At 62.5% G+C, this 18,265-nt stretch carries 18 protein-coding genes; 13 read left to right on the plus strand and 5 right to left on the minus strand.

The window, feature by feature from the left end; genetic code table 11:
* Window positions 1-318 precede the first annotated feature (318 nt).
* Complete coding sequence (locus C0456_RS18125; RefSeq protein ID WP_291055180.1) at window positions 319-774, minus strand: MarR family winged helix-turn-helix transcriptional regulator; 456 nt, start codon at window positions 772-774, stop codon at window positions 319-321.
* A 97-nt stretch (window positions 775-871) separates the two neighbouring features.
* On the opposite strand from C0456_RS18125, the gene hppD reads away from it, so the two are divergent.
* The 5 genes from hppD to C0456_RS18150 all read left to right on the plus strand — a co-directional run bounded on the left by hppD (window position 872) and on the right by C0456_RS18150 (window position 5,321).
* Window positions 872-1,972: a 4-hydroxyphenylpyruvate dioxygenase gene (gene hppD, locus C0456_RS18130; protein ID WP_291055183.1), complete on the plus strand. Its 1,101-nt coding sequence runs from the start codon at window positions 872-874 to the stop codon at window positions 1,970-1,972.
* A gap of 122 nt (window positions 1,973-2,094) precedes the next feature.
* Complete coding sequence (locus C0456_RS18135) at window positions 2,095-2,643, plus strand: VOC family protein (RefSeq protein WP_291055186.1); 549 nt, start codon at window positions 2,095-2,097, stop codon at window positions 2,641-2,643.
* A 151-nt stretch (window positions 2,644-2,794) separates the two neighbouring features.
* The gene (locus tag C0456_RS18140; protein ID WP_291055189.1) at window positions 2,795-3,805 is read left to right on the plus strand and encodes a fumarylacetoacetate hydrolase family protein; all 1,011 of its coding nucleotides are present in this window, start codon (window positions 2,795-2,797) and stop codon (window positions 3,803-3,805) included.
* Between the two features lie 72 nt (window positions 3,806-3,877).
* Window positions 3,878-4,579 (plus strand): CoA transferase subunit A, encoded by a 702-nt coding sequence (locus C0456_RS18145; RefSeq protein ID WP_291055192.1) that lies wholly within the window; start codon window positions 3,878-3,880, stop codon window positions 4,577-4,579.
* Window positions 4,580-4,694: 115 nt separating this feature from the next.
* Window positions 4,695-5,321 carry a CoA transferase subunit B gene (locus tag C0456_RS18150; protein WP_291055195.1) on the plus strand — a complete coding sequence of 209 codons (627 nt, stop codon included), beginning with the start codon at window positions 4,695-4,697 and terminating at the stop codon, window positions 5,319-5,321.
* Window positions 5,322-5,535: 214 nt separating this feature from the next.
* On the opposite strand, the gene carA is transcribed toward C0456_RS18150, so the two are convergent.
* Window positions 5,536-6,711: a glutamine-hydrolyzing carbamoyl-phosphate synthase small subunit gene (gene carA / locus C0456_RS18155; RefSeq protein ID WP_367179313.1), complete on the minus strand. Its 1,176-nt coding sequence runs from the start codon at window positions 6,709-6,711 to the stop codon at window positions 5,536-5,538.
* 143 nt (window positions 6,712-6,854) lie between these two features.
* On the opposite strand from carA, the gene C0456_RS18160 reads away from it, so the two are divergent.
* The 6 genes from C0456_RS18160 (at window position 6,855) to C0456_RS18185 (ending at window position 13,002) form a co-directional block, all read left to right on the plus strand.
* On the plus strand, window positions 6,855-7,349 hold the full coding sequence (locus C0456_RS18160; RefSeq protein WP_291055201.1) for a GatB/YqeY domain-containing protein: 495 nt from the start codon (window positions 6,855-6,857) through the stop codon (window positions 7,347-7,349).
* Between the two features lie 123 nt (window positions 7,350-7,472).
* Complete coding sequence (locus C0456_RS18165) at window positions 7,473-8,210, plus strand: PRC-barrel domain-containing protein (RefSeq protein ID WP_291055204.1); 738 nt, start codon at window positions 7,473-7,475, stop codon at window positions 8,208-8,210.
* A 132-nt stretch (window positions 8,211-8,342) separates the two neighbouring features.
* Window positions 8,343-10,229, plus strand: coding sequence for a DNA primase (gene dnaG, locus C0456_RS18170; RefSeq protein WP_291055207.1), 1,887 nt, complete (start codon window positions 8,343-8,345; stop codon window positions 10,227-10,229).
* A gap of 71 nt (window positions 10,230-10,300) precedes the next feature.
* Complete coding sequence (rpoD, locus tag C0456_RS18175; RefSeq protein ID WP_291055210.1) at window positions 10,301-12,298, plus strand: RNA polymerase sigma factor RpoD; 1,998 nt, start codon at window positions 10,301-10,303, stop codon at window positions 12,296-12,298.
* Between the two features lie 183 nt (window positions 12,299-12,481).
* Complete coding sequence (locus C0456_RS18180) at window positions 12,482-12,721, plus strand: type II toxin-antitoxin system ParD family antitoxin (RefSeq protein WP_291055213.1); 240 nt, start codon at window positions 12,482-12,484, stop codon at window positions 12,719-12,721.
* Window positions 12,718-13,002: a type II toxin-antitoxin system RelE/ParE family toxin gene (locus tag C0456_RS18185; protein WP_291055216.1), complete on the plus strand. Its 285-nt coding sequence runs from the start codon at window positions 12,718-12,720 to the stop codon at window positions 13,000-13,002. Before C0456_RS18180 ends, C0456_RS18185 begins: the two co-directional genes overlap by 4 nt.
* A gap of 66 nt (window positions 13,003-13,068) precedes the next feature.
* Here the strand turns inward: C0456_RS18185 and C0456_RS18190 are convergent, their stop codons facing one another.
* Window positions 13,069-13,635, minus strand: coding sequence for an outer membrane beta-barrel protein (locus C0456_RS18190; protein WP_291055219.1), 567 nt, complete (start codon window positions 13,633-13,635; stop codon window positions 13,069-13,071).
* A gap of 345 nt (window positions 13,636-13,980) precedes the next feature.
* Here C0456_RS18190 and C0456_RS18195 point away from each other — a divergent pair, with 345 nt between their 5' ends.
* Window positions 13,981-14,730, plus strand: a complete 750-nt coding sequence (locus C0456_RS18195; protein ID WP_291055222.1) for a DUF72 domain-containing protein — start codon at window positions 13,981-13,983, stop codon at window positions 14,728-14,730.
* Window positions 14,731-14,751: 21 nt separating this feature from the next.
* On the opposite strand, the gene C0456_RS18200 is transcribed toward C0456_RS18195, so the two are convergent.
* Window positions 14,752-16,041 carry an O-acetylhomoserine aminocarboxypropyltransferase/cysteine synthase gene (locus C0456_RS18200; RefSeq protein ID WP_291055225.1) on the minus strand — a complete coding sequence of 430 codons (1,290 nt, stop codon included), beginning with the start codon at window positions 16,039-16,041 and terminating at the stop codon, window positions 14,752-14,754.
* A gap of 51 nt (window positions 16,042-16,092) precedes the next feature.
* Window positions 16,093-16,941, minus strand: coding sequence for a neutral zinc metallopeptidase (locus tag C0456_RS18205; RefSeq protein ID WP_291055228.1), 849 nt, complete (start codon window positions 16,939-16,941; stop codon window positions 16,093-16,095).
* Window positions 16,942-17,165: 224 nt separating this feature from the next.
* Here C0456_RS18205 and C0456_RS18210 point away from each other — a divergent pair, with 224 nt between their 5' ends.
* On the plus strand, window positions 17,166-17,945 hold the full coding sequence (locus C0456_RS18210; RefSeq protein WP_291055231.1) for a transglutaminase family protein: 780 nt from the start codon (window positions 17,166-17,168) through the stop codon (window positions 17,943-17,945).
* The last annotated feature ends 320 nt before the right edge of the window (window positions 17,946-18,265 follow it).

Consider the following 18,265-nt stretch of genomic DNA (forward strand, 5'->3'; position numbering starts at 1 on the left):
GGACATGGGGCGGAGTATACCTCCGTTCCCGGAGGGGGTGGATGAAATTCCTGGAAATCGCGGTTTTGCTGCAGGTTCAGCGGGAAATTTGTTGGATAGGCTTCGTTTTTGCGGAGAGGGGCCCCACCCTATCCCTCCCCATAGTCATGGGGAGGGGACCTGTTGCGTTTTGGGGTGAGGGACGGTTTCGGCGAAGGGTGACTTGCCCCCTCCCCATGACTATGGGGAGGGTTGGGGTGGGGTGGTTATCCGCTTGAAACGCCGTTGGAGTTTTTTCCGGAAACCTCCGAAAAAACTCCAACCGCGCTCCAAGCACGCTCACCAGAGGTCGCGGTCGGGGGAGGCGGTTTGGGCGAGTTTGATCATCAGGCGGGTGAGTTCGGCCTGTTCGGCTTCCGACAGGGCGGCGACGAGGCGGGCCTCTTCGGCTTTGGCGAGGGGGACGATGAGTTTGTAGACCTCGGCGCCGGCGGGGGTGAGGTAGAGGTTTGAGCGGCGGGCGTCGTCTTCGGAGGGGCGGCGTTCGAGATAGCCCATTTCGATCAGGCCGGCGACGGCGCGGCTGACGGCGACTTTGTCCATCTGGGTGCGCTGGCCGATTTCAGTGGCGGAGATGCCGGGCGTATCGGCAGTGACCGCCATGACGCGCCATTGCCAGATGGAGAGGCCAAATTCGCGGTCGTAAAGCTCGGCAATCCGCTGGGAGATGGCGTTGGAGAGGACCGACAGCCGGAAGGGCAGGAAGCTGGAAAGGCGCAGGGGCGTGTCGGGCATCTGAGGAACCTGTTTGAACCATCTCTTGCGGGCGCGGGAAGAATTAGTTACATATGAAACTATATATCCCGCACGCGCAATATGGAGCCCTTTTGCCATGGCTGATCTATTCGACAATCCCGCAGGTCTCGACGGATTCGAGTTCATCGAGTTTTCCGCGCCCAAGAAAGGCATTCTGGAGCCGGTTTTCGAGACGATGGGCTTTACGAAGATCGCCCGGCACCGCTCCAAGGATGTCGAGCTGTGGCGCCAGGGCGGCATCAACCTGATCACCAATTATGAGCCGAAATCCGCCGCCTGGTATTTCGCCCGCGAGCATGGCCCGTCTGCCTGCGGGATGGGCTTCCGTGTGAAGGACGCGCGCAAGGCCTATGACCATCTGCTGGCGCAGGGGGCAGAGCCCGTGCAGGTGGAGACCGGGCCGATGGAGCTGCACATTCCGGGCATTCGCGGCATCGGCAATTCGATCATCTACCTGATCGACCGGTATGACACCGGGGCGAAGGAACTGTCGATCTATGACATCGACTTTGAATACCTTCCCGGCGTGGACCGGCACCCGCAAGGCGCGGGCTTCAAGCTGATCGATCACCTGACGCATAACGTTTATGGCGGCCGCATGAAATATTGGGCGGACTTCTATGAGAAGCTCTTCAACTTCCAGGAAATCCGCTATTTCGACATCAAGGGCGAATATACCGGCCTGACCTCCAAGGCGCTGACCGCGCCGGACGGGAAGATCCGTATACCGCTGAATGAAGAGGGCAAGGGCGGCGGCGGCCAGATCGAGGAATTCCTGCTGGAGTTCAATGGCGAGGGCATCCAGCATATCGCGCTGATCTGTGATGATCTTTATGCCTGCTATGACAAGCTGAAGACGATGGGCGTACCCTTCATGACGGCGCCGCCGGCGACGTATTACGAGATGCTGGACGGGCGCCTGCCGGGGCATGGCGAGGATGTGAAAGGGCTGCAGGCACGCGGGCTTCTTCTGGACGGGACGACCGAGGGCGGCAGCCCGCGCCTCCTCTTGCAGATCTTCGCGCAGGCACAGGTCGGCCCGGTGTTCTTCGAGTTCATCCAGCGCAAGGGCGACTATAAGGACGGCTTTGGCGAGGGGAATTTCAAGGCCCTGTTCGAGAGCATGGAGCGCGACCAGATCCAGCGCGGTGTTCTGAAGACGGAAGAAAAAGTGTAATGCCGCAGACAGGCTCATCCTGAGCGAAGTCGAAGGGCGAGCGCGGGCTGACGATTGTACCGCCAGGCGGCCCATCCTTCGACTTCGCTCAGGATGAGCCTCCCGGAGGACGGAGAAAGAAGATGACCACACCAAAGCTCAAAGGCGTTCACCATGTCGCCTATCGCTGCAAGGATGCGAAGGAGACGGTGGAGTTTTATCGCAAGACGCTGGGCATGGATTTCCAGCTGGCGATTGCGGAAGACCATGTGCCTTCGACGGGGGCCTATGATCCGTACATGCACATTTTCCTCGATGCGGGGAATGGCAATGTGCTGGCCTTTTTCGAGTTGCCCGAGCAGCCGGAAATGGGGCGCGATCCCAATACGCCGGTCTGGGTGCAGCATATTGCGCTGCGGCTGGGTTCGCTGGACGAGCTGCATGCCGCCAAGGCGCATCTGGAGTCGCTTGGCATCGACGTGCTGGGGCCGACGCATCACGGCATCTTCAAGTCGATCTATTTCTTTGATCCGAACGGCCACCGGCTGGAGCTGGCCGCCGACATCGGCACGCCGGAACAGATGGCGCAGCTGAAATCTGTCGCCGAGCCGATGATCGAGGAATGGAGCGCGACGAAGAAGGCGCCCCGGCATGCGGCGTGGCTGCATGAGAAGATTAAGGAAGAGAGCTGAGTTTACTCCCCTCTCCCTTGGGAGAGGGGCTGGGGGTGAGGGGGATTGCCTTTTCAGCACTTGCATAATTTTGAGAGGGCGTGCTCCCTCACCCCCAACCCGCTCTCCCAGGGGAGAGGGGGCTTAGAAGATTTGAGAGGAAACATCAGACATGAAACTCGCCACATTGAAAAACGGCACCCGGGATGGGCGCCTTGTTGTTGTTTCCAAAGATCTGACGCGGGCGACGGACGCCGCGCGGATTGCGCCGACCTTGCAGGCGGCGCTGGACAAGTGGGAGATTTATGCGCCGCAACTCGCCATGCTGGCCGAGCAGGTGGAGCTGGGCTCTGTGCCGACCTTCCGGTTTCATGAGCATGACGCGATGAGCCCGCTGCCGCGCGCCTATCAGTGGGCGGACGGGTCTGCCTATATCAATCATGTGGAGCTGGTGCGCGCGGCGCGGGGGGACAAGGTGCCCGAAAGCTTCTATTCTGATCCGCTGATGTATCAGGGCGGTTCGGACGGGTTTCTCGGGCCGCGCGACGCGATCCCCCTCAAAGACGTGGCCTGGGGCTGCGACATGGAAGGGGAGGTGGCGGTGATTACCGATGATGTGCCGATGGGCGTGTCGGAGGCAGAGGCCGCAAAGCTCATCCGCCTCGTGATGATCTGCAATGATGTGTCCCTGCGCGGGCTGATCCCCGAGGAGCTGGCCAAGGGGTTTGGGTTTTTCCAGGCGAAGCCTGCTTCGGCCTTCTCGCCGGTGGCGGTGACGCCGGATGAGCTGGGCGAGGCGTGGAAGGATGGGCTGGTGCATCTGCCGCTGCGGGTGGACCTCAACGGCCAGCCGTTTGGCCGGGCGAATGCCGGGGTGGACGCGACGTTCAGCCTGCCGCGGCTGGTGGCGCATGCGGCCAAGACGCGGGCGCTGGTCGCGGGCTCGATCATCGGGTCGGGCACCGTCTCCAACAAGGGCGCCGATGGCGGGGCGGGGAGGCCCGTGGCCGAGGGCGGGCTTGGCTATTCCTGCATCGCGGAGATCCGGATGATCGAGACGATCCGCGACGGGGCGGCGAAGACGCCGTTCATGAAGCCGGGCGACACGGTGCGCATCGAGATGTGCGACGTGGCCGGGCATTCGATCTTCGGCGCGATCGAGCAGACGGTTGAGGCGGTCTGAGTTTCAACAGGTGTTGAAATCTGGCGCGGGCTGAGGCATTCAGGGCGCGCAAATGAGGGAGTGACGGGCCGGATGGCAAGCAAGGTCTATGAAACAGCCGAAGCAGCGCTCGACGGGCTGCTGTTTGACGGCATGCTGATTGCGGCGGGCGGCTTTGGCCTCTGCGGCATTCCGGAACTCTCCATCGCGGCGATCCGCGAGAGCGGGGTGAAGAATTTGACCGTGGCCTCCAACAATGCGGGCGTTGATGGCTTTGGCCTCGGCATGCTGCTGGAGAGCCGGCAGGTGAAGAAGATGATGAGTTCCTATGTGGGCGAGAATGCCGAGTTCATGCGGCAGTATCTCTCCGGCGAGTTGGAGCTAGAGTTCAACCCGCAGGGTACCCTCGCCGAGCGGATGCGGGCAGGCGGCGCGGGCATTCCGGGCTTCTACACCAAGACGGGCGTGGGCACCGTCATCGCCGAGGGCAAGGAGCATAAGGAGTTTGACGGGCAGACCTACATTCTCGAGCGCGGGATTGTGGCTGACCTTGCCATCGTGAAAGCCTGGAAGGCGGACACGACGGGCAATGCGATCTTCCGCAAGACGGCGCGCAACTTCAACCAGCCAGCCGCGACCTGTGGCAAGGTGTGCGTGATGGAGGTGGAAGAGATTGTGGAGCCGGGGCAGCTTGATCCGGACGCGATCCATTTGCCGGGCATTTATGTGCACCGGATCGTGCAGGGGGCGCATGAGAAGCGGATTGAGCAGCGGACGGTGAGGAAGCGGGTATGATGATTCCATCCTTTTATCCGCTTTCCCCCGCGCAGGCGGGGGGCTCGTGCGGCAAGCAATCCCTTATCCCGAACCAGATCCCCGCCTTCGCGGGGATGAGCGGAGGTTTCTGAAGATGCCCTGGACACGCGATGATATGGCGGCGCGGGCCGCGCAGGAGCTGAAGGACGGGATGTATGTGAACCTCGGCATCGGGATTCCGACGCTGGTGGCGAACCATATTCCGGCAGGCATGACGGTTACCCTGCAATCGGAAAACGGCATGCTGGGCATGGGGCCGTTTCCGTTTGAGGGCGAGGAAGACGCCGACCTGATCAATGCCGGCAAGCAGACGATCACCGAACTGCCGCATACGGCCTATTTTGACAGCGCGACTTCGTTTGCGATGATCCGGGGCGGGAAGATCGCGATGGCGATCCTCGGCGCGATGGAAGTGGCGGAGAATGGCGATCTCGCCAACTGGATGATCCCCGGAAAGCTCGTCAAGGGCATGGGCGGGGCGATGGACCTTGTGGCCGGCGTTGGCCGCGTGGTGGTCGTGATGGACCATGCCAACAAGGCAGGCGAGAGCAAGGTGCTGAAGGAATGCACCCTGCCGCTGACGGGGAAGGCCGTGGTGGACCGGATCATTACCGATCTTTGCGTGATGGATGTGGTGCCGGGCGGGCTGAAGCTTGTGGAGCTGGCGCCGGGGGTTACTGAGGACGAGGTTCGCGCGAAGACCGAGGCGAAGCTGGTTTAAGCACCGAGCGCTTTTTCTGCCGTCATCCCGGAATTTGCGGAGCAAATGTCCGGGAGCCAGCTCTGCGCGGCCCCTGGGTCCCGGACAAGCGCTTTCGCGCTTTCCGGGATGACGGAACTGAGGGCGTCGTATTTGCCCGCCAACCGCCTTGCGGCGGCTGGCCTTCTCGGGGAAATCGCAGTGCGATTTCTGGCCCCTCGAAGCCCCTTACGGACTATTTCCCGCGATAGTCCCGCATCAGGCCGGCAAAGCGCTCGAACAGGTAGAAGCTGTCTTGCGGGCCCGGCGAGGCTTCGGGGTGGTGCTGGACCGAGATGATCGGTTTGCCGGTGACCGAGAGGCCAGAGTTCGTGCCGTCGAAGAGGGAGCGGTGGCTCTCTTCCACGCCGGCGGGGAGCGTTTCCGGATCAACGGTGAAGCCGTGGTTCATCGAGACGATTTCGACCTTGCCGGTGGTGAGGTCTTTGACGGGGTGGTTGGCGCCGTGATGGCCTTGGGCCATTTTCTTGGTCTTGGCGCCGAGCGCGAGGCCGAGCAGCTGGTGGCCGAGGCAGATGCCGAGGATGGGCAGGCCGGAGGCGACGATGGCCTGGATCATGGCGCCCGAGCGCTCGAAGGTGGCGGCCGGGTCGCCGGGGCCGTTGGAGAAGACGACGCCATCGGGTTTGAGGGCGAGGATCTGCTCGGCCGTGGCGTCGCCATTGACGACCGTTGCGCGGGCGCCGGCATTGGCGAGATTGCGCAGGATGTTCTTCTTCACGCCGAAATCGACCACGACGACATGGAATTCGGCATTGCTGAGTTTGTCGTGGCCGGTGCCGGGCTTCCAGAGACCGTCGGTGTTTTCGTAGATGGCGTCCTGATCGACGGCGTCGGCCAGGTCTGCCCCGTCAAGGCCTTCCCAATTCTTCGCCAGCTCCACCAGGGCGGCAAAGTCGATCTTCCCGTCCGGCTTGTGGCAGATGGCGGCCTTCGGCATGCCTTTTTCGCGGATGCGCTTGGTCAGCGCGCGCGTATCGACGCCGGAAAGGCCGATGATGCCGCGCTTGGCCAGCCAGCCGCCGAAATCATCTGTGGCGCGCCAGTTGGAGGGCGCCGTGATCGGCTCGCGGAAGATGGCGCCGCGGGCCGCGTCGGCAGCGGCAGGGGTGGATTCTTCCTGATCGTCAGCGTTTGCGCCGACATTTCCGATATGCGGGAAGGTGAAAAGGATGATCTGCGAGGCGTAGGAGGGGTCGGTCAGGATTTCCTGATAGCCGGTGATGGCGGTGTTGAAGCACAGCTCCCCCACCTTGATACCCGTCGCCCCGGCCCCGAAACCCGCGAAAATCGTACCATCTTCAAGGGCCAAGGCACCGGTGGCTGAGTCCATATCTTGATTCCTGCTCATGGAAGATATACCTCTCGCCGCTGGCCATGCTGGTTGACGCCGTTTTAACCGGTCTGGCTAAAACTCGGCCGCTTATTGGGGCTGACTCTCCGCACCGTCAAGCAAGGCGTTTGTCGCGGGGTGTAGAAAGGCATAGGACCGGCATGGGCCGTGAAGATATGACTGCCTGTATGGGGCTCAAGTCCCGCATCCTTCAAGCTCTCAAGGACGAATCCGCCCGGACGCAGAACGAGACGCGGCTGAACACGCTGCGCCTGGTCGAATGCGCGATCCGGGACCGGGATGTCTGCGCGCGCGGGCGAGGCGAGGGCGAAGGCTGCCCGGATACGGATGTCCAGCGCGTGCTACTGACGATGGTGGCCCAGCGCGAGGAAGCCGCCAGCGAGCATGAAGAGGAAGGCCGCATCGCCGAAGCCATCCGCGAACGCGAGGAAGTCGAGATCATCAAGGCGTTCCTGCCTCAGCCGCTGGCGGGCAAGGCGCTCGACATTGCCGTGCGGCAGGTGGTCGAGGATCTGGGCGCGGCCAAGCTGAAAGACCTGGGCCGCTGCGTGACCGAGCTGAAATCGCGCTATCCGGGCCAGATCGAAGCGGCCAGCGCCGGCAAGGCCGTACGCACCGCGCTCAGCAAGGGCTGAGCAGCCGGGCAGGGGCGAGCCCGCCCTATTTCCGCCCAGAGTCTGAAAAGACGGCAATGTGGCGGAACAACTCTTCGCAGGGTCCGTTGGTGGGGCATCTACCCCCATCGAAAGGACATTCCCATGAAGACCCTTCTTGCTACTGCCAGTGCCACTGTTCTGCTGCTGGGTGCCGCTGCCTGTTCGCCGGCTGAAGGCCCGGCGGCCACCAATGGCTATGAGACCCGCGGCCCGCAGGTGGTCGAGTATGACGATGCCACCGTTGAAACGGCCAATGCCGACGCGTTTGACTCCGTTCGTGCCGAATACCGCCTCGCCCAGGGCGAAATTGAAGCTTCTGACCTGATCGGCGCTTCGGTGCGCAATGGCGCGGATGAGGAAATCGCCACGGTTGCCGATCTTTACCTCGGTGAAGATGGTGCCTCGCCGGTGATCCTGATCCGTGATGGCGGCGTTGCCGGTGTCGGCGGCGAGCTGCGCCAGATTGCCTTCACCTCCGCGACCGTGACGGCCCCGGCCAATGACGAGCCGGAAGTGCTGGTGCAGATTGCCGAGGAGACTCTCGAAACGCTTCCCGCCTTCGAGCAGGACGGCATGAACGACTATCGCCTGGCTTCGGAAATCATGGGTGCCACGACCCCGGTTTCCTTCCGCGAGGATGATGTCCGCATCACCGACCTGATCCTGACCAATTCCGGTGAGCTGCGCTATGCCGTGATTTCGCCGAGCCTGGCCTCGACCGATCAGTTCGTTGTTCGCGCCAATGCCATCCGCGTTGCCGAGGGCGACAGCGACGGCGACGTGGTCCTGGATATGGATGAAGCCGAGTTCGACGAAGCGCCGATGTATCGCTGGGAGTAAGGTACAGCCAGCGCCGTTGAACCAGGAGGGCCCTGCCGCAAGGCGGGGCCCTTTTCTTTTGGGTGTTGTATTTTGTGGGCGGATGCCAATCTCCGGTGCCCGGCGACGATCAAAGATGGTATTCTGACCCTTATGTCATCTGTTCCCCCCATTCGTATTCCAGACGGCTTCGTGGAGGAGCTGAAGGCCCGTATCCGGCCTTCCGATGTGATCGGGCGCAAGGTGAAGCTGACCAAGAAGGGCAAGGAGTGGGTGGGGCTGTCCCCGTTCACCGCCGAGAAGACGCCGAGCTTCTATGTCAACGACCAGAAGCGCATCTTCAAATGCTTCTCCTCCGGCATGGGCGGGGATGTGATCAATTTCGTGATGGAGACCGAGCGGCTCTCCTTCATGGAGGCGGTGGAGAAGCTTGCCGAAGAGGCAGGCATGGCCCTGCCGAAGGCAAGCCCTGCGGCGGCAGAGGAATATGACCACCGCAAGCGGCTGCAGGCAGCGTGCGAGGCGGCGGCGGAATTCTTCGAGGAACGGCTGCGCTCGAATGAGGGCAGCGGGGCGCGCAGCTATCTGGAGGGCAGGGGTCTTCCGGCGTCCAGCTGGAGCAAATACCGGCTCGGCTATGCCCCCGATGACTGGCGGCGCACGCGGGCCCGCCTGCATGAGCTTGGCTTTACCGATGGCGAACTGCTGGAAGCCGGCATCATCAAGGAAAGCGACCGGGGCGGCGAGCCCTATGACATGTTCCGCGGGCGTCTGATGTTTCCCATTCCGGATTCGCGCGGCGGGATCATCGCCTTTGGCGGCCGGGCGCTGCAGCCCGATGCCAAGCCGAAATACCTCAATTCCGGCGATACCCCGCTCTTTCACAAGTCCACCGTGCTCTATCGCTACAAGGCGGCGCGTGAGGCGCTCGGCCATGGCGAAGGCGGCGGGCTGATCGTGGCTGAGGGCTATATGGACGTGATCGCCCTCTGCGAGGCGGGCTTTGGCAATGCCGTGGCTCCGCTGGGCACCGCGCTGACCGAGGAGCAGCTGCAGCTGATCTGGCGGGCAGGGCCGGAGCCGGTGATGTGTTTTGATGGCGACCGGGCAGGGCTGGGCGCCGCCTATCGCGCGCTCGATCGGGCGCTGCCCTTCGCTGAGCCGGGGCGATCCGTTTTCTTCGTGCTGCTGCCCGACGGGATGGACCCCGATGACCTGATCCGGGCAAAAGGGCCGGGCGCGATGGCCGAGCAGCTGGCCGCGCGCCTGCCGATGTCGGAACTGCTCTGGCGGCGGGAGCGGGACGCCGAGCCGCTGGATACGCCCGAGCGGCAGGCGGGGCTGGAAGCGCGGCTGATGGCGGCGTGCGGGCATATCCGCCATGCCGGGGTGAAATCGGCTTATGAGCGGGATCTGAAGTCGCGCCTGCGGGATTATCTCTGGCAGCTGCGCGAGGCAAAGCGCGCGGCGAACTTCCAGAAACGGCCGGGAAGGCCGGGACGGCCCGGTTCGGCACAGATTCTCTCGGAAGGCGAACCGGCCCAGGAAGTGCTCAAGCAGGGCGCGCGGGAGAAGATTGGCGGGCTGAGTCTCGTGCTGCGCGCCATCGACAATCCGGGCCTTCTGGCCATTGGCGCCGAGATGCTCGCCCAATGTGCATTTGCCGATGCGGATGTCATTCGCCTGCGCGATGCAGTTCTTGACCTGGCAAATGACGGAATCCCCATTGACCGCGGGACAATCACCGCCCATTTAGCGAATTCTGGGAACATACGTGCTGCCGGCTTGCTCAAAGATTATCCCGTAACGCCTCAGATAGAGACCAATGGGTCCGAGGCTCGGGAATGGCTAATCGCTCTGGAGCAATATGTGGCGATGCGGCGTTCCAGCGACCAGGAGACGGGCTTTGGCACGGATAGTGCGAGCGCGGACCCTACGCTGTCCCCGCAAGAATGGCGGAGGCAGTTGCAAAAGGTTGCTGAACGACAGGCTCTGAAGGTCCGTATGAACGAGGCATCCAGTAAACGCAGCGATAGCTGAGCGGTAAGGCGAGAGGCACTGGCATGGCGGCCCTGCAGAGGCTGCCGGACCAGACGGGAGATAGCTGAGATATGGCGACAGCCACCAAGAAGAAAAAGAACACTGCCGGCGACGGCGAGGGCGAAGACGACAAGGACAATGAAAGTGGTCTGGTCGATTTTAACGCCACAGACGTCAAAAAGGTTCTGAAGCGCGCCCAGAAGCGCGGCTTCATCACCCATGACGAAATCAACCAGCTGCTGCCGGACTCTGACATGAGCTCTGACCAGATCGAGGACGTGATGTCCCAGATCTCGGAAATGGGCATCGCGGTCGTCGAGACCGAGGAAGAGGCCGAGGAGCAGGGCAAGGCCCTCACCAAGATCGAGGACAAGAAGGTCGTCGCCAAGAAGGGCAATGCCCGTGGCAGCGACCGGACCGACGATCCGGTGCGAATGTATCTGCGCGAGATGGGCGCGGTGGAGCTTCTCTCCCGTGAGGGCGAGATCGCGATTGCCAAGCGCATCGAGGCCGGCCGCGACGCGATGATCCGCGGCCTCTGCGAAAGCCCGCTGACCTTCGAGGCCATGATGGTGTGGCGCGATGAGCTCATGAATGAGCGCATCCTGCTGCGTGACCTGATCGACCTGGAAGCGACCTATGGCGCGGAAAATCCGCCGCCCGAGCCCAAGGTGATCGAGGAAAAGCCGCCCGAGCCGGTCCCCGCCAAGGGCAAGCGACGTTCTGCCGAAGAGGTGGACGAGGTTGAGGCCGAGCGCCTGCGCCAGCAGCAGCAGGAAGAGGAAGAAGAAGACGACGCGGTGGCGATGTCGATGTCGGCGATGGAAGGGGAGCTGCGCGAAGGCGTACTCGCCAAGCTTGACGAGATTGCCGAAGCCTTCAGCCGCTTCCGCAAGCTTCAGGACCGCCTGCTGACCCGCCGGATCGAAGGCAAGGACCTCACCCCCAAGGCGCAGCACGAATATGACGAGCTGTCGCTGGCGATCGTGGAAAATCTCAAGACGATCCACATCAACAATGCCCGTATCGAAGCCCTCGTCGAGCAGCTCTACGCCATCAACAAGAAGTTGATGGGTCTGGAAGGCAAGCTGATGCGGCTCGCCGATGCGCACGGTGTTCCGCGCAAGGAGTTCCTGCAGAACTATATCGGCAGCGAGCTTGAGCCGGACTGGGCCGAGCGCGTGCGCGAGATTTCGGCGAAGTGGAAACGCCTCGTCGATGGCAAGGGCGCCGAAGTTCAGGAAGTGCGCGACGAGATTTCCGAGATCGCGCAGGAGATCGGCATTCCGATCGACGACTTCCGCCGGATCGTCCAGACGGTGCAGAAGGGCGAACGCGAAGCGCGCATCGCGAAGAAGGAGATGGTGGAAGCCAACCTCCGCCTCGTGATCTCCATCGCCAAGAAGTATACCAACCGTGGTCTGCAATTCCTGGATCTCATCCAGGAGGGCAATATCGGCCTGATGAAGGCGGTCGACAAGTTCGAATACCGGCGCGGTTACAAATTCTCGACCTATGCGACCTGGTGGATCCGTCAGGCCATCACCCGCTCCATTGCGGACCAGGCCCGGACGATCCGTATCCCGGTGCACATGATCGAGACGATCAACAAGATCATCCGTACCCAGCGCCAGATGCTGCACGAGATTGGCCGCGAGCCGACCCCGGAAGAACTGGCCGAGAAACTGGGCCTGCCGCTGGAGAAGATCCGCAAGGTTCTCAAAATCGCGAAAGAGCCGATCAGCCTCGAGACGCCAATTGGCGACGACGAGGATTCAAACCTCGGCGACTTCATCGAGGACAAGATGGCGCTGCTTCCTGTGGACGCGGCCATCCAGTCGAACCTGCGCGAGACGACGACCCGCGTACTGGCTTCGCTCACCCCGCGTGAGGAACGCGTTTTGCGGATGCGCTTTGGCATCGGCATGAACACGGATCACACGCTGGAAGAAGTCGGCCAGCAGTTCAGCGTGACCCGCGAACGTATCCGCCAGATCGAGGCGAAGGCGCTCCGGAAGCTGAAACATCCGAGCCGGAGCCGGAAGCTGCGAAGCTTCCTGGATACCTGATCTGAAACAAGAAGGGCGGCTCGAAAGGCCGCCCTTTTTTGTAGGGCGGGTTGAGCGAAGCAATACCCGCCATGCGGGTCACGTCACGAAGCGTCCGGCGGTGGGTATCGCTTCGTTCAACCCACCCTACAATCTTGACAAACTTTGCCATAACCGCGATTCTCCCCTCAAAGGAGCTCCGCCATGGCCACGATGAACATTTCTCTGCCCGATCAGATGAAAGCCTGGGTCGAGGCGCAGACCGAGGATGGCAAATATGCCAACTCCTCTGATCTCATCCGCGATCTGATCCGCCGGGAGCAGATCAAGCAGGAGAAGATCGCGGCGCTGAACGAGAAGCTCGAGGAAGGCTTTGCGAGCGGTATCAGCGATAAATCGCTCGATCAGATCATGTCGGAGATTCTGGGCAAGACGCAGGGATGATCCTTCGTCTTACACCTGCCGCTGAACACGACTTGCGCAGGATTTTCAATGACGGCGTGCGGCTGTTCGGTGAGGCGCAGGCCCGGCGATATGTGGAACAGATTGGAAAGGCGTTGCGCTTTGTCGGCGACTTTCCGGAGGCTGTGAGGCTGCGGGAAGAGTTCTACAGGTCTGTGCGCGTACACCGGGCAGGTGCCCACGTCATCATCTTCGATATTGTCGGCGATGAGGTGATCGTTGTCCGCATTCGCCACGGCCATGAGGACTGGACGGCGGAGTAAACCAGACCCGCTACAAATAAGGGCGGCCCTGGGGCCGCCCTTTTCGTTTGCCGTATACGGAAAGGATTATTCCTTGCCGCCGAACTTGTACACCAGCGACAGGGAGAGGCTGGTCAGGTTGCCGTCGGGCGAGAAGTTGTTGTCGAGCGAGGCGCCGCTGGTGGTGACTTCGCCGCGAATGCCGACATTGTTGCTGAAGAAGTGGCTGTAGCCGGCGCCGATGGAGAAGCCGTTATAGTCGACTTCCTGATCGATCGGGAACCAGAAGGCATCGCTTGTGACCGAAATCGTGCCAGCGCGGAAGCCGACGCGGCCAAACAGCTCGCCGGATTTGCCGGCCGGCAGGCGGCCAACGAGATAGCCGCCGAACTGGCGGTCGAGATCAAAGTCGATTCCGCTGCCGTCATAATTGTCGGCGCCGCTGGTGCCGATCGTGGCTTCCGCTTCGAGGCCGATATTCTTGCTGAAGTAATAGGTGCCGCGGCCCGTAATGCCGGTGAAGGCGAATTCGGTATCGTTGGAATCGAACAGATATTCTCCGCCTGCGGAGAATTGGAAATCATCCGCGCAGGCGATCGGCGACAGGATGAGTGCTGCTGCTGCAGCGGCGAGCAGCTTGGTGTGCTTGAACAAAGTGTAGCCCCTGAAAGTATCGTTTATGCGCCAATCCCCATGGCTGGCGGAAATTTGCCTAACGCTGGTTTCCAATCAAAGCGAGTGAAAAAATCTCAGTTTCCACAGATTAACCAAATAAAATTCCGGCAGGACGGACAAAAGGCGGAAATTGGAGGATAATCGTTCAAATCATTGTTTTATTTGCAAAGAATTTTCCCCGGAATGCCGGCTTTCCGGGCGATGGATGTCTGGATCGGCCTGGGCGGCAAATCCCTAGGTTGACGTTGCGGAGCGGGCTTTGCCTGACGGAGGCGGCGCGGATAGGATCGCCCCGGCGCAGCGCCGCCTTGTCAGGAGACCCTCATGCCCCATCCCATTCGTGCCGGTATCGGTGGCTGGAATTATGAGCCCTGGCGGGAGACATTCTATCCGCCGGAGGTGAAGAAGGCCGGCGAACTCGCCTATGCGAGCCGGCAGGTAACGGCGATCGAGATCAACTCGACCTTCTATCGCGGCCAGAGCGAGGCGACCTTTGCCAAATGGGCGGAGGAGACGCCGGAAGGCTTCCGCTTTACCGTGAAGGCGCACCGGGCAACGACGATCCGCAAGACGGTGGAGGACATGCGTAGTTCTGTCGGCATGTTCATCGGGGGCGGCGTGACGGCGCTGGGCGAGAAGCTGGGCGCGATCAACTGGCAGTTTCCTGAGACGCGCAAGTTTGATGCGGCGTATTTCGGCGCCTTCTGTTCCTGCCTGCCGCCGGAGCACAAGGGCGTGCGCCTGCGTCATGCCATCGAGGTGCGCAACGACACCTTCCGGAATGAGGCGTTCACGGATCTCATGCGCCAGCATGGCTGCGCGGTGGTGTTTGCCGATGATCCGGACTGGCCGATGCCGGACATTGAAACGGCAGACTTCGCCTATGCCCGCCTGCAGCAGACGCGCAGCGAACTTGAGACCGGCTACACCCCTGCCGAGTTGGACGCCTGGGCGAAAACGCTGAAGGGCTGGGCGAAGACGCGCGAGGTGTTTGCCTTTTTCATTGCGGGCGCCAAGGAGCGCAACCCGGCAGCGGCCAGGGCCCTGATCGAGCGGGTAGGGCGGCCCGGATAGAGCCGCCCTTTCCGGATATTCCTAACCCGCGGCGTTCAGGGCCTGGTCGAGGTCTGCGATCAGGTCTTCGGGACCTTCGATACCGATGGAGAGGCGCACGACATCTGGGGCGGCGCCGGCGGCGATTTTCTGCTCATCCGTCAGCTGACGGTGGGTTGTGGAGGCCGAGTGAATAACGAGGCTGCGCGCGTCGCCGAGATTGGCCACATGGCTGAAGAGTTTCAGGCTCGCGACGAACTTCATGCAGGCCTCATAGCCGCCTTTCAGCTGGACCGTGAAGAGCGCGCCGGGGCCTTTGGGGGTGATGCGCTTGGCGCGCTCGCGATAGGGCGAGGAGGCAAGGCCGGGATAGGTGACGCTGGCAACGGCGGGGTGTTTCTCCAGCCATTCGGCAACCTTCTGGGCGTTGGCGACATGCTTTTCCATCCGCAGGGAGAGGGTTTCGATGCCCATCAGCGTGTAATGGGCGCCCTGCGGGTTCATGGTCATGCCAAGGTCGCGCAGGCCAATGGCGATGCCGTGGAAGGTGAAGGCGGCGGGCCCGAAGGTCTCGTGGAATTTGAGGCCATGATAGGCCGGCTCCGGCGCCGAGAGGGAGGGGAACTTGTCCGAGGCCGACCAGTTGAACTTGCCGGAATCGATGATCGCTCCGCCCGTGACGGTGCCGTTGCCGGTCATGTATTTCGTCAGCGAATGGACGACGAGGGTGGCGCCATGCTCGATCGGGCGGCAGAGATAGGGCGTGGCGGTGGTGTTGTCGACGATCAGCGGGATGCCGGCGTCGTCCGCGATTTTGGCGAGGGCGTCGAGGTCGCTGATATAGCCGCCGGGATTGGCGATGGTTTCGCAGAAAATGGCGCGGGTGTTCTCGTCAATCGCGGCTTTGATCGCGTCGAGATTTTCCGTGTCGATCAGTTTGGCCGACCAGCCGAAGCGCTTGAAGGTCTGGGTGAACTGGGTGATCGTACCGCCATAGAGGCGGGTGGAGGCGACGATGTTCTTGCCCGGCCCCATCAGCGGGAAGAGTGCCATGATCTGGGCGGCATGGCCCGAGGAGCAGCAGACCGCGCCCGCGCCGCCTTCCAGCGCGGCGAGGCGCGCCTGGAGCGCGGCAATGGTCGGGTTGGTGAGGCGCGAATAGATATAGCCCACTTCCTGCAGGCCGAAGAGGGCGGCGGCATGGTCTGCGTCGCGGAAAACATAGGCCGTGGTCTGATAGATTGGCACCTGGCGCGCGCCGGTAGCGGGGTCTGGCGCGGAGCCGGCATGGATCTGGGTCGTGGCAAAGTCTTTGTATACGCCGTCGGTCATCGGCTTACTCCCTTTAGGTTTATGGTTAGGTGAGGCTGATCCGGCTCCGGATCAGTTGAAGGTGTTGCAGGTGTTCGGATCGCCGCTGTCATAGCCCCGGCGCAGCCACGTCATGCGCTGCTCGGCGGTGCCATGGGTGAAGTTTTCCGGCGTGACGCGGCCCTGCATGCGTTTCTGGATCATGTCGTCGCCAATGGCGTTGGCGGTCTTGAGACCCTCTTCGAGGTCGCCGGGTTCGAGGGCGACGGCGCCGCCGGAGGCGCGGGCGGCATGGGCGGCCCAGAAGCCGGCATAGCAATCGGCCTGCAGTTCCAGCGCGATGGAATACTGGTTGGCCTCTTCCTGGCTGCGGGCGCTCTGCTGGGCCTGGCGCACCTTCTGCGAGGCGCCGGTCAGCGTCTGCACATGGTGGCCGAACTCATGGGCGATGACATAGGCGCGGGCGAACTCTGCGCCGGACGCGCCGAGCTGGGTTTCCATGTCCTGCCAGAAGGAGAGGTCGAGATAGACGGTCTGATCGGCCGGGCAGTAGAACGGGCCCATGGCGGACTGGCCGAAGCCGCAGCCGGTATTGGTGCCCTGCTCATAGAGGACGACGCGGGGCGGGGTGTAGCCCTCAAGCGAGCCCTGCCAGACATCATTGATATTGGCGCCGATGACATCGACGAACTGACCCGCTTCATCGGCGGGTGTGCCCTCGACGCCGGCCTGTTGCGAAGCGCTGCTGCCCTGCTGCTGGCTGGCCAGTTCGGCGATCTGCTGGGGCTCCATGCCGAAGACGAAATAGCCGATCAGCGCGAGGATAATGAGGCCGATGCCGCCGCCGCCGACCGCGGCGCCAGCGCTCATGCCGCGCCGGTCTTCGATATTGCCGCCCCTGCGTCCGCCCTGCCATTTCATCGCTGCTGTCTCCTTGCCGGTCTGGCCCTCGGCCTGTCGCGGCCCACCCTATAGCCAATGGGGGGCTTCACGCCAGCGCCGGTGCAGGGGCCGGGCTTCAGCGGGGCTCTTTTCTTTCCGCTCTGTTTCAGCCAGTTTGCAACGAAATCGATGGTTGCGCGCTTGATGAACGGGGCGCTGCCGGATCGGCGCTCATCCCGTTTCAGCCTTTCAGGACGCTTTTCATGCGCGTGCAGATAGACGCTTCGCTTGCCTATCACTTTGCCCAGCCTGCCGATGTGCTGCTCTCGCTGGAGGCGATCCGCACGGGCGACCAGCAGATTGTGTCCGATCTTCTCACGGCCGATCCGCAGAGCGGGTTGATACTGGCTGAAGGCCCGGAGACGCTGGGCCGCCGGCGCTGGCTGGAGGCGGAGGGGGACGTGACGATTTCCTATTCGGCGCTGGTGGATGTGGCGCGTGGGCCGGTCAATATTTCGGGCCTGCATGTGCCCGCGCGGCGGGAGCTGCCCTATGACGTGATCAGCTATCTGATGCCGAGCCGGTATTGCGACGCCGACAAGCTGACATCCTTTGCCGAGGAGGCATTTTCGGACAAGCAGGGCGGCGACATGGTTCTGGCGATGTCGGACTGGATCTTCGAGAATTTTGAATATGCCCCCGGCAGCAGCAATGAGACGACCACGGCGACGGACACTTTCCTGATGCGGCGGGGCGTCTGCCGCGACTTTGCCCATACGCTGATCAGTTTCTGCCGGGCGATGGGCGTGCCGGCGCGGATGGTGTCGGCCTACGCCCCGGCGATTGATCCGCCTGATTTCCATGCGGTGGTCGAGGTGTGGCTGGACCATGCCTGGCATCTGATCGACCCGACACGGCTCTCGCGCGAGGCGGAGCTGGTGCGTATCGCCATCGGGCGGGACGCGACCGATATCAGCTTCATGACGATTTTCGGCGCCGCTGAGCTGCGCGGCCAGCGGGTGGCGGTTTCCGTCAGGCCTTGAGCGTTTCCCCCTCTCCCGCTTGCGGGAGAGGGGTAGGGGTGAGGGCGCGAGTTCTCCTTAGAGCGCTGGCTTTTGGTTCGTCACCCTCGATGCGCGTGAGCGCATCTGAGGGCCCATCTCCCGCCCTGTCACAGTTCCCGACCTTCCCGTGTCATCGGGGACCATCTCTTTTTCAGCGCCCCGCAGGGGGGCGCGCGCAGGAGATGGGCCCTCAGATGGCCTGCGGCCATCGAGGGTGACGAAGGGGAGGGGGCATACATCTGTATCCGGACTGGCAGGGCCATCCGGGGTCGGAGCAGTTTGGGTGGCTCACGGGGTGG

Origin of the sequence: Hyphomonas sp. (assembly GCF_013823385.1) — a bacterium.
GTDB lineage: Bacteria > Pseudomonadota > Alphaproteobacteria > Caulobacterales > Hyphomonadaceae > Hyphomonas.

What these genes read in the sequence shown, in the direction of transcription:
- C0456_RS18125 (WP_291055180.1), bottom strand. Translation starts at nt 774, where the DNA reads ATGCCCGACACGCCCCTGCGCCTTTCCAGCTTCCTGCCCTTCCGGCTG.
- hppD (WP_291055183.1), top strand. Translation starts at nt 872, where the DNA reads ATGGCTGATCTATTCGACAATCCCGCAGGTCTCGACGGATTCGAGTTC.
- C0456_RS18135 (WP_291055186.1), top strand. Translation starts at nt 2,095, where the DNA reads ATGACCACACCAAAGCTCAAAGGCGTTCACCATGTCGCCTATCGCTGC.
- C0456_RS18140 (WP_291055189.1), top strand. Translation starts at nt 2,795, where the DNA reads ATGAAACTCGCCACATTGAAAAACGGCACCCGGGATGGGCGCCTTGTT.
- C0456_RS18145 (WP_291055192.1), top strand. Translation starts at nt 3,878, where the DNA reads ATGGCAAGCAAGGTCTATGAAACAGCCGAAGCAGCGCTCGACGGGCTG.
- C0456_RS18150 (WP_291055195.1), top strand. Translation starts at nt 4,695, where the DNA reads ATGCCCTGGACACGCGATGATATGGCGGCGCGGGCCGCGCAGGAGCTG.
- carA (WP_367179313.1), bottom strand. Translation starts at nt 6,711, where the DNA reads ATGAGCAGGAATCAAGATATGGACTCAGCCACCGGTGCCTTGGCCCTT.
- C0456_RS18160 (WP_291055201.1), top strand. Translation starts at nt 6,855, where the DNA reads ATGGGCCGTGAAGATATGACTGCCTGTATGGGGCTCAAGTCCCGCATC.
- C0456_RS18165 (WP_291055204.1), top strand. Translation starts at nt 7,473, where the DNA reads ATGAAGACCCTTCTTGCTACTGCCAGTGCCACTGTTCTGCTGCTGGGT.
- dnaG (WP_291055207.1), top strand. Translation starts at nt 8,343, where the DNA reads ATGTCATCTGTTCCCCCCATTCGTATTCCAGACGGCTTCGTGGAGGAG.
- rpoD (WP_291055210.1), top strand. Translation starts at nt 10,301, where the DNA reads ATGGCGACAGCCACCAAGAAGAAAAAGAACACTGCCGGCGACGGCGAG.
- C0456_RS18180 (WP_291055213.1), top strand. Translation starts at nt 12,482, where the DNA reads ATGGCCACGATGAACATTTCTCTGCCCGATCAGATGAAAGCCTGGGTC.
- C0456_RS18185 (WP_291055216.1), top strand. Translation starts at nt 12,718, where the DNA reads ATGATCCTTCGTCTTACACCTGCCGCTGAACACGACTTGCGCAGGATT.
- C0456_RS18195 (WP_291055222.1), top strand. Translation starts at nt 13,981, where the DNA reads ATGCCCCATCCCATTCGTGCCGGTATCGGTGGCTGGAATTATGAGCCC.
- C0456_RS18200 (WP_291055225.1), bottom strand. Translation starts at nt 16,041, where the DNA reads ATGACCGACGGCGTATACAAAGACTTTGCCACGACCCAGATCCATGCC.
- C0456_RS18205 (WP_291055228.1), bottom strand. Translation starts at nt 16,941, where the DNA reads ATGAAATGGCAGGGCGGACGCAGGGGCGGCAATATCGAAGACCGGCGC.
- C0456_RS18210 (WP_291055231.1), top strand. Translation starts at nt 17,166, where the DNA reads ATGCGCGTGCAGATAGACGCTTCGCTTGCCTATCACTTTGCCCAGCCT.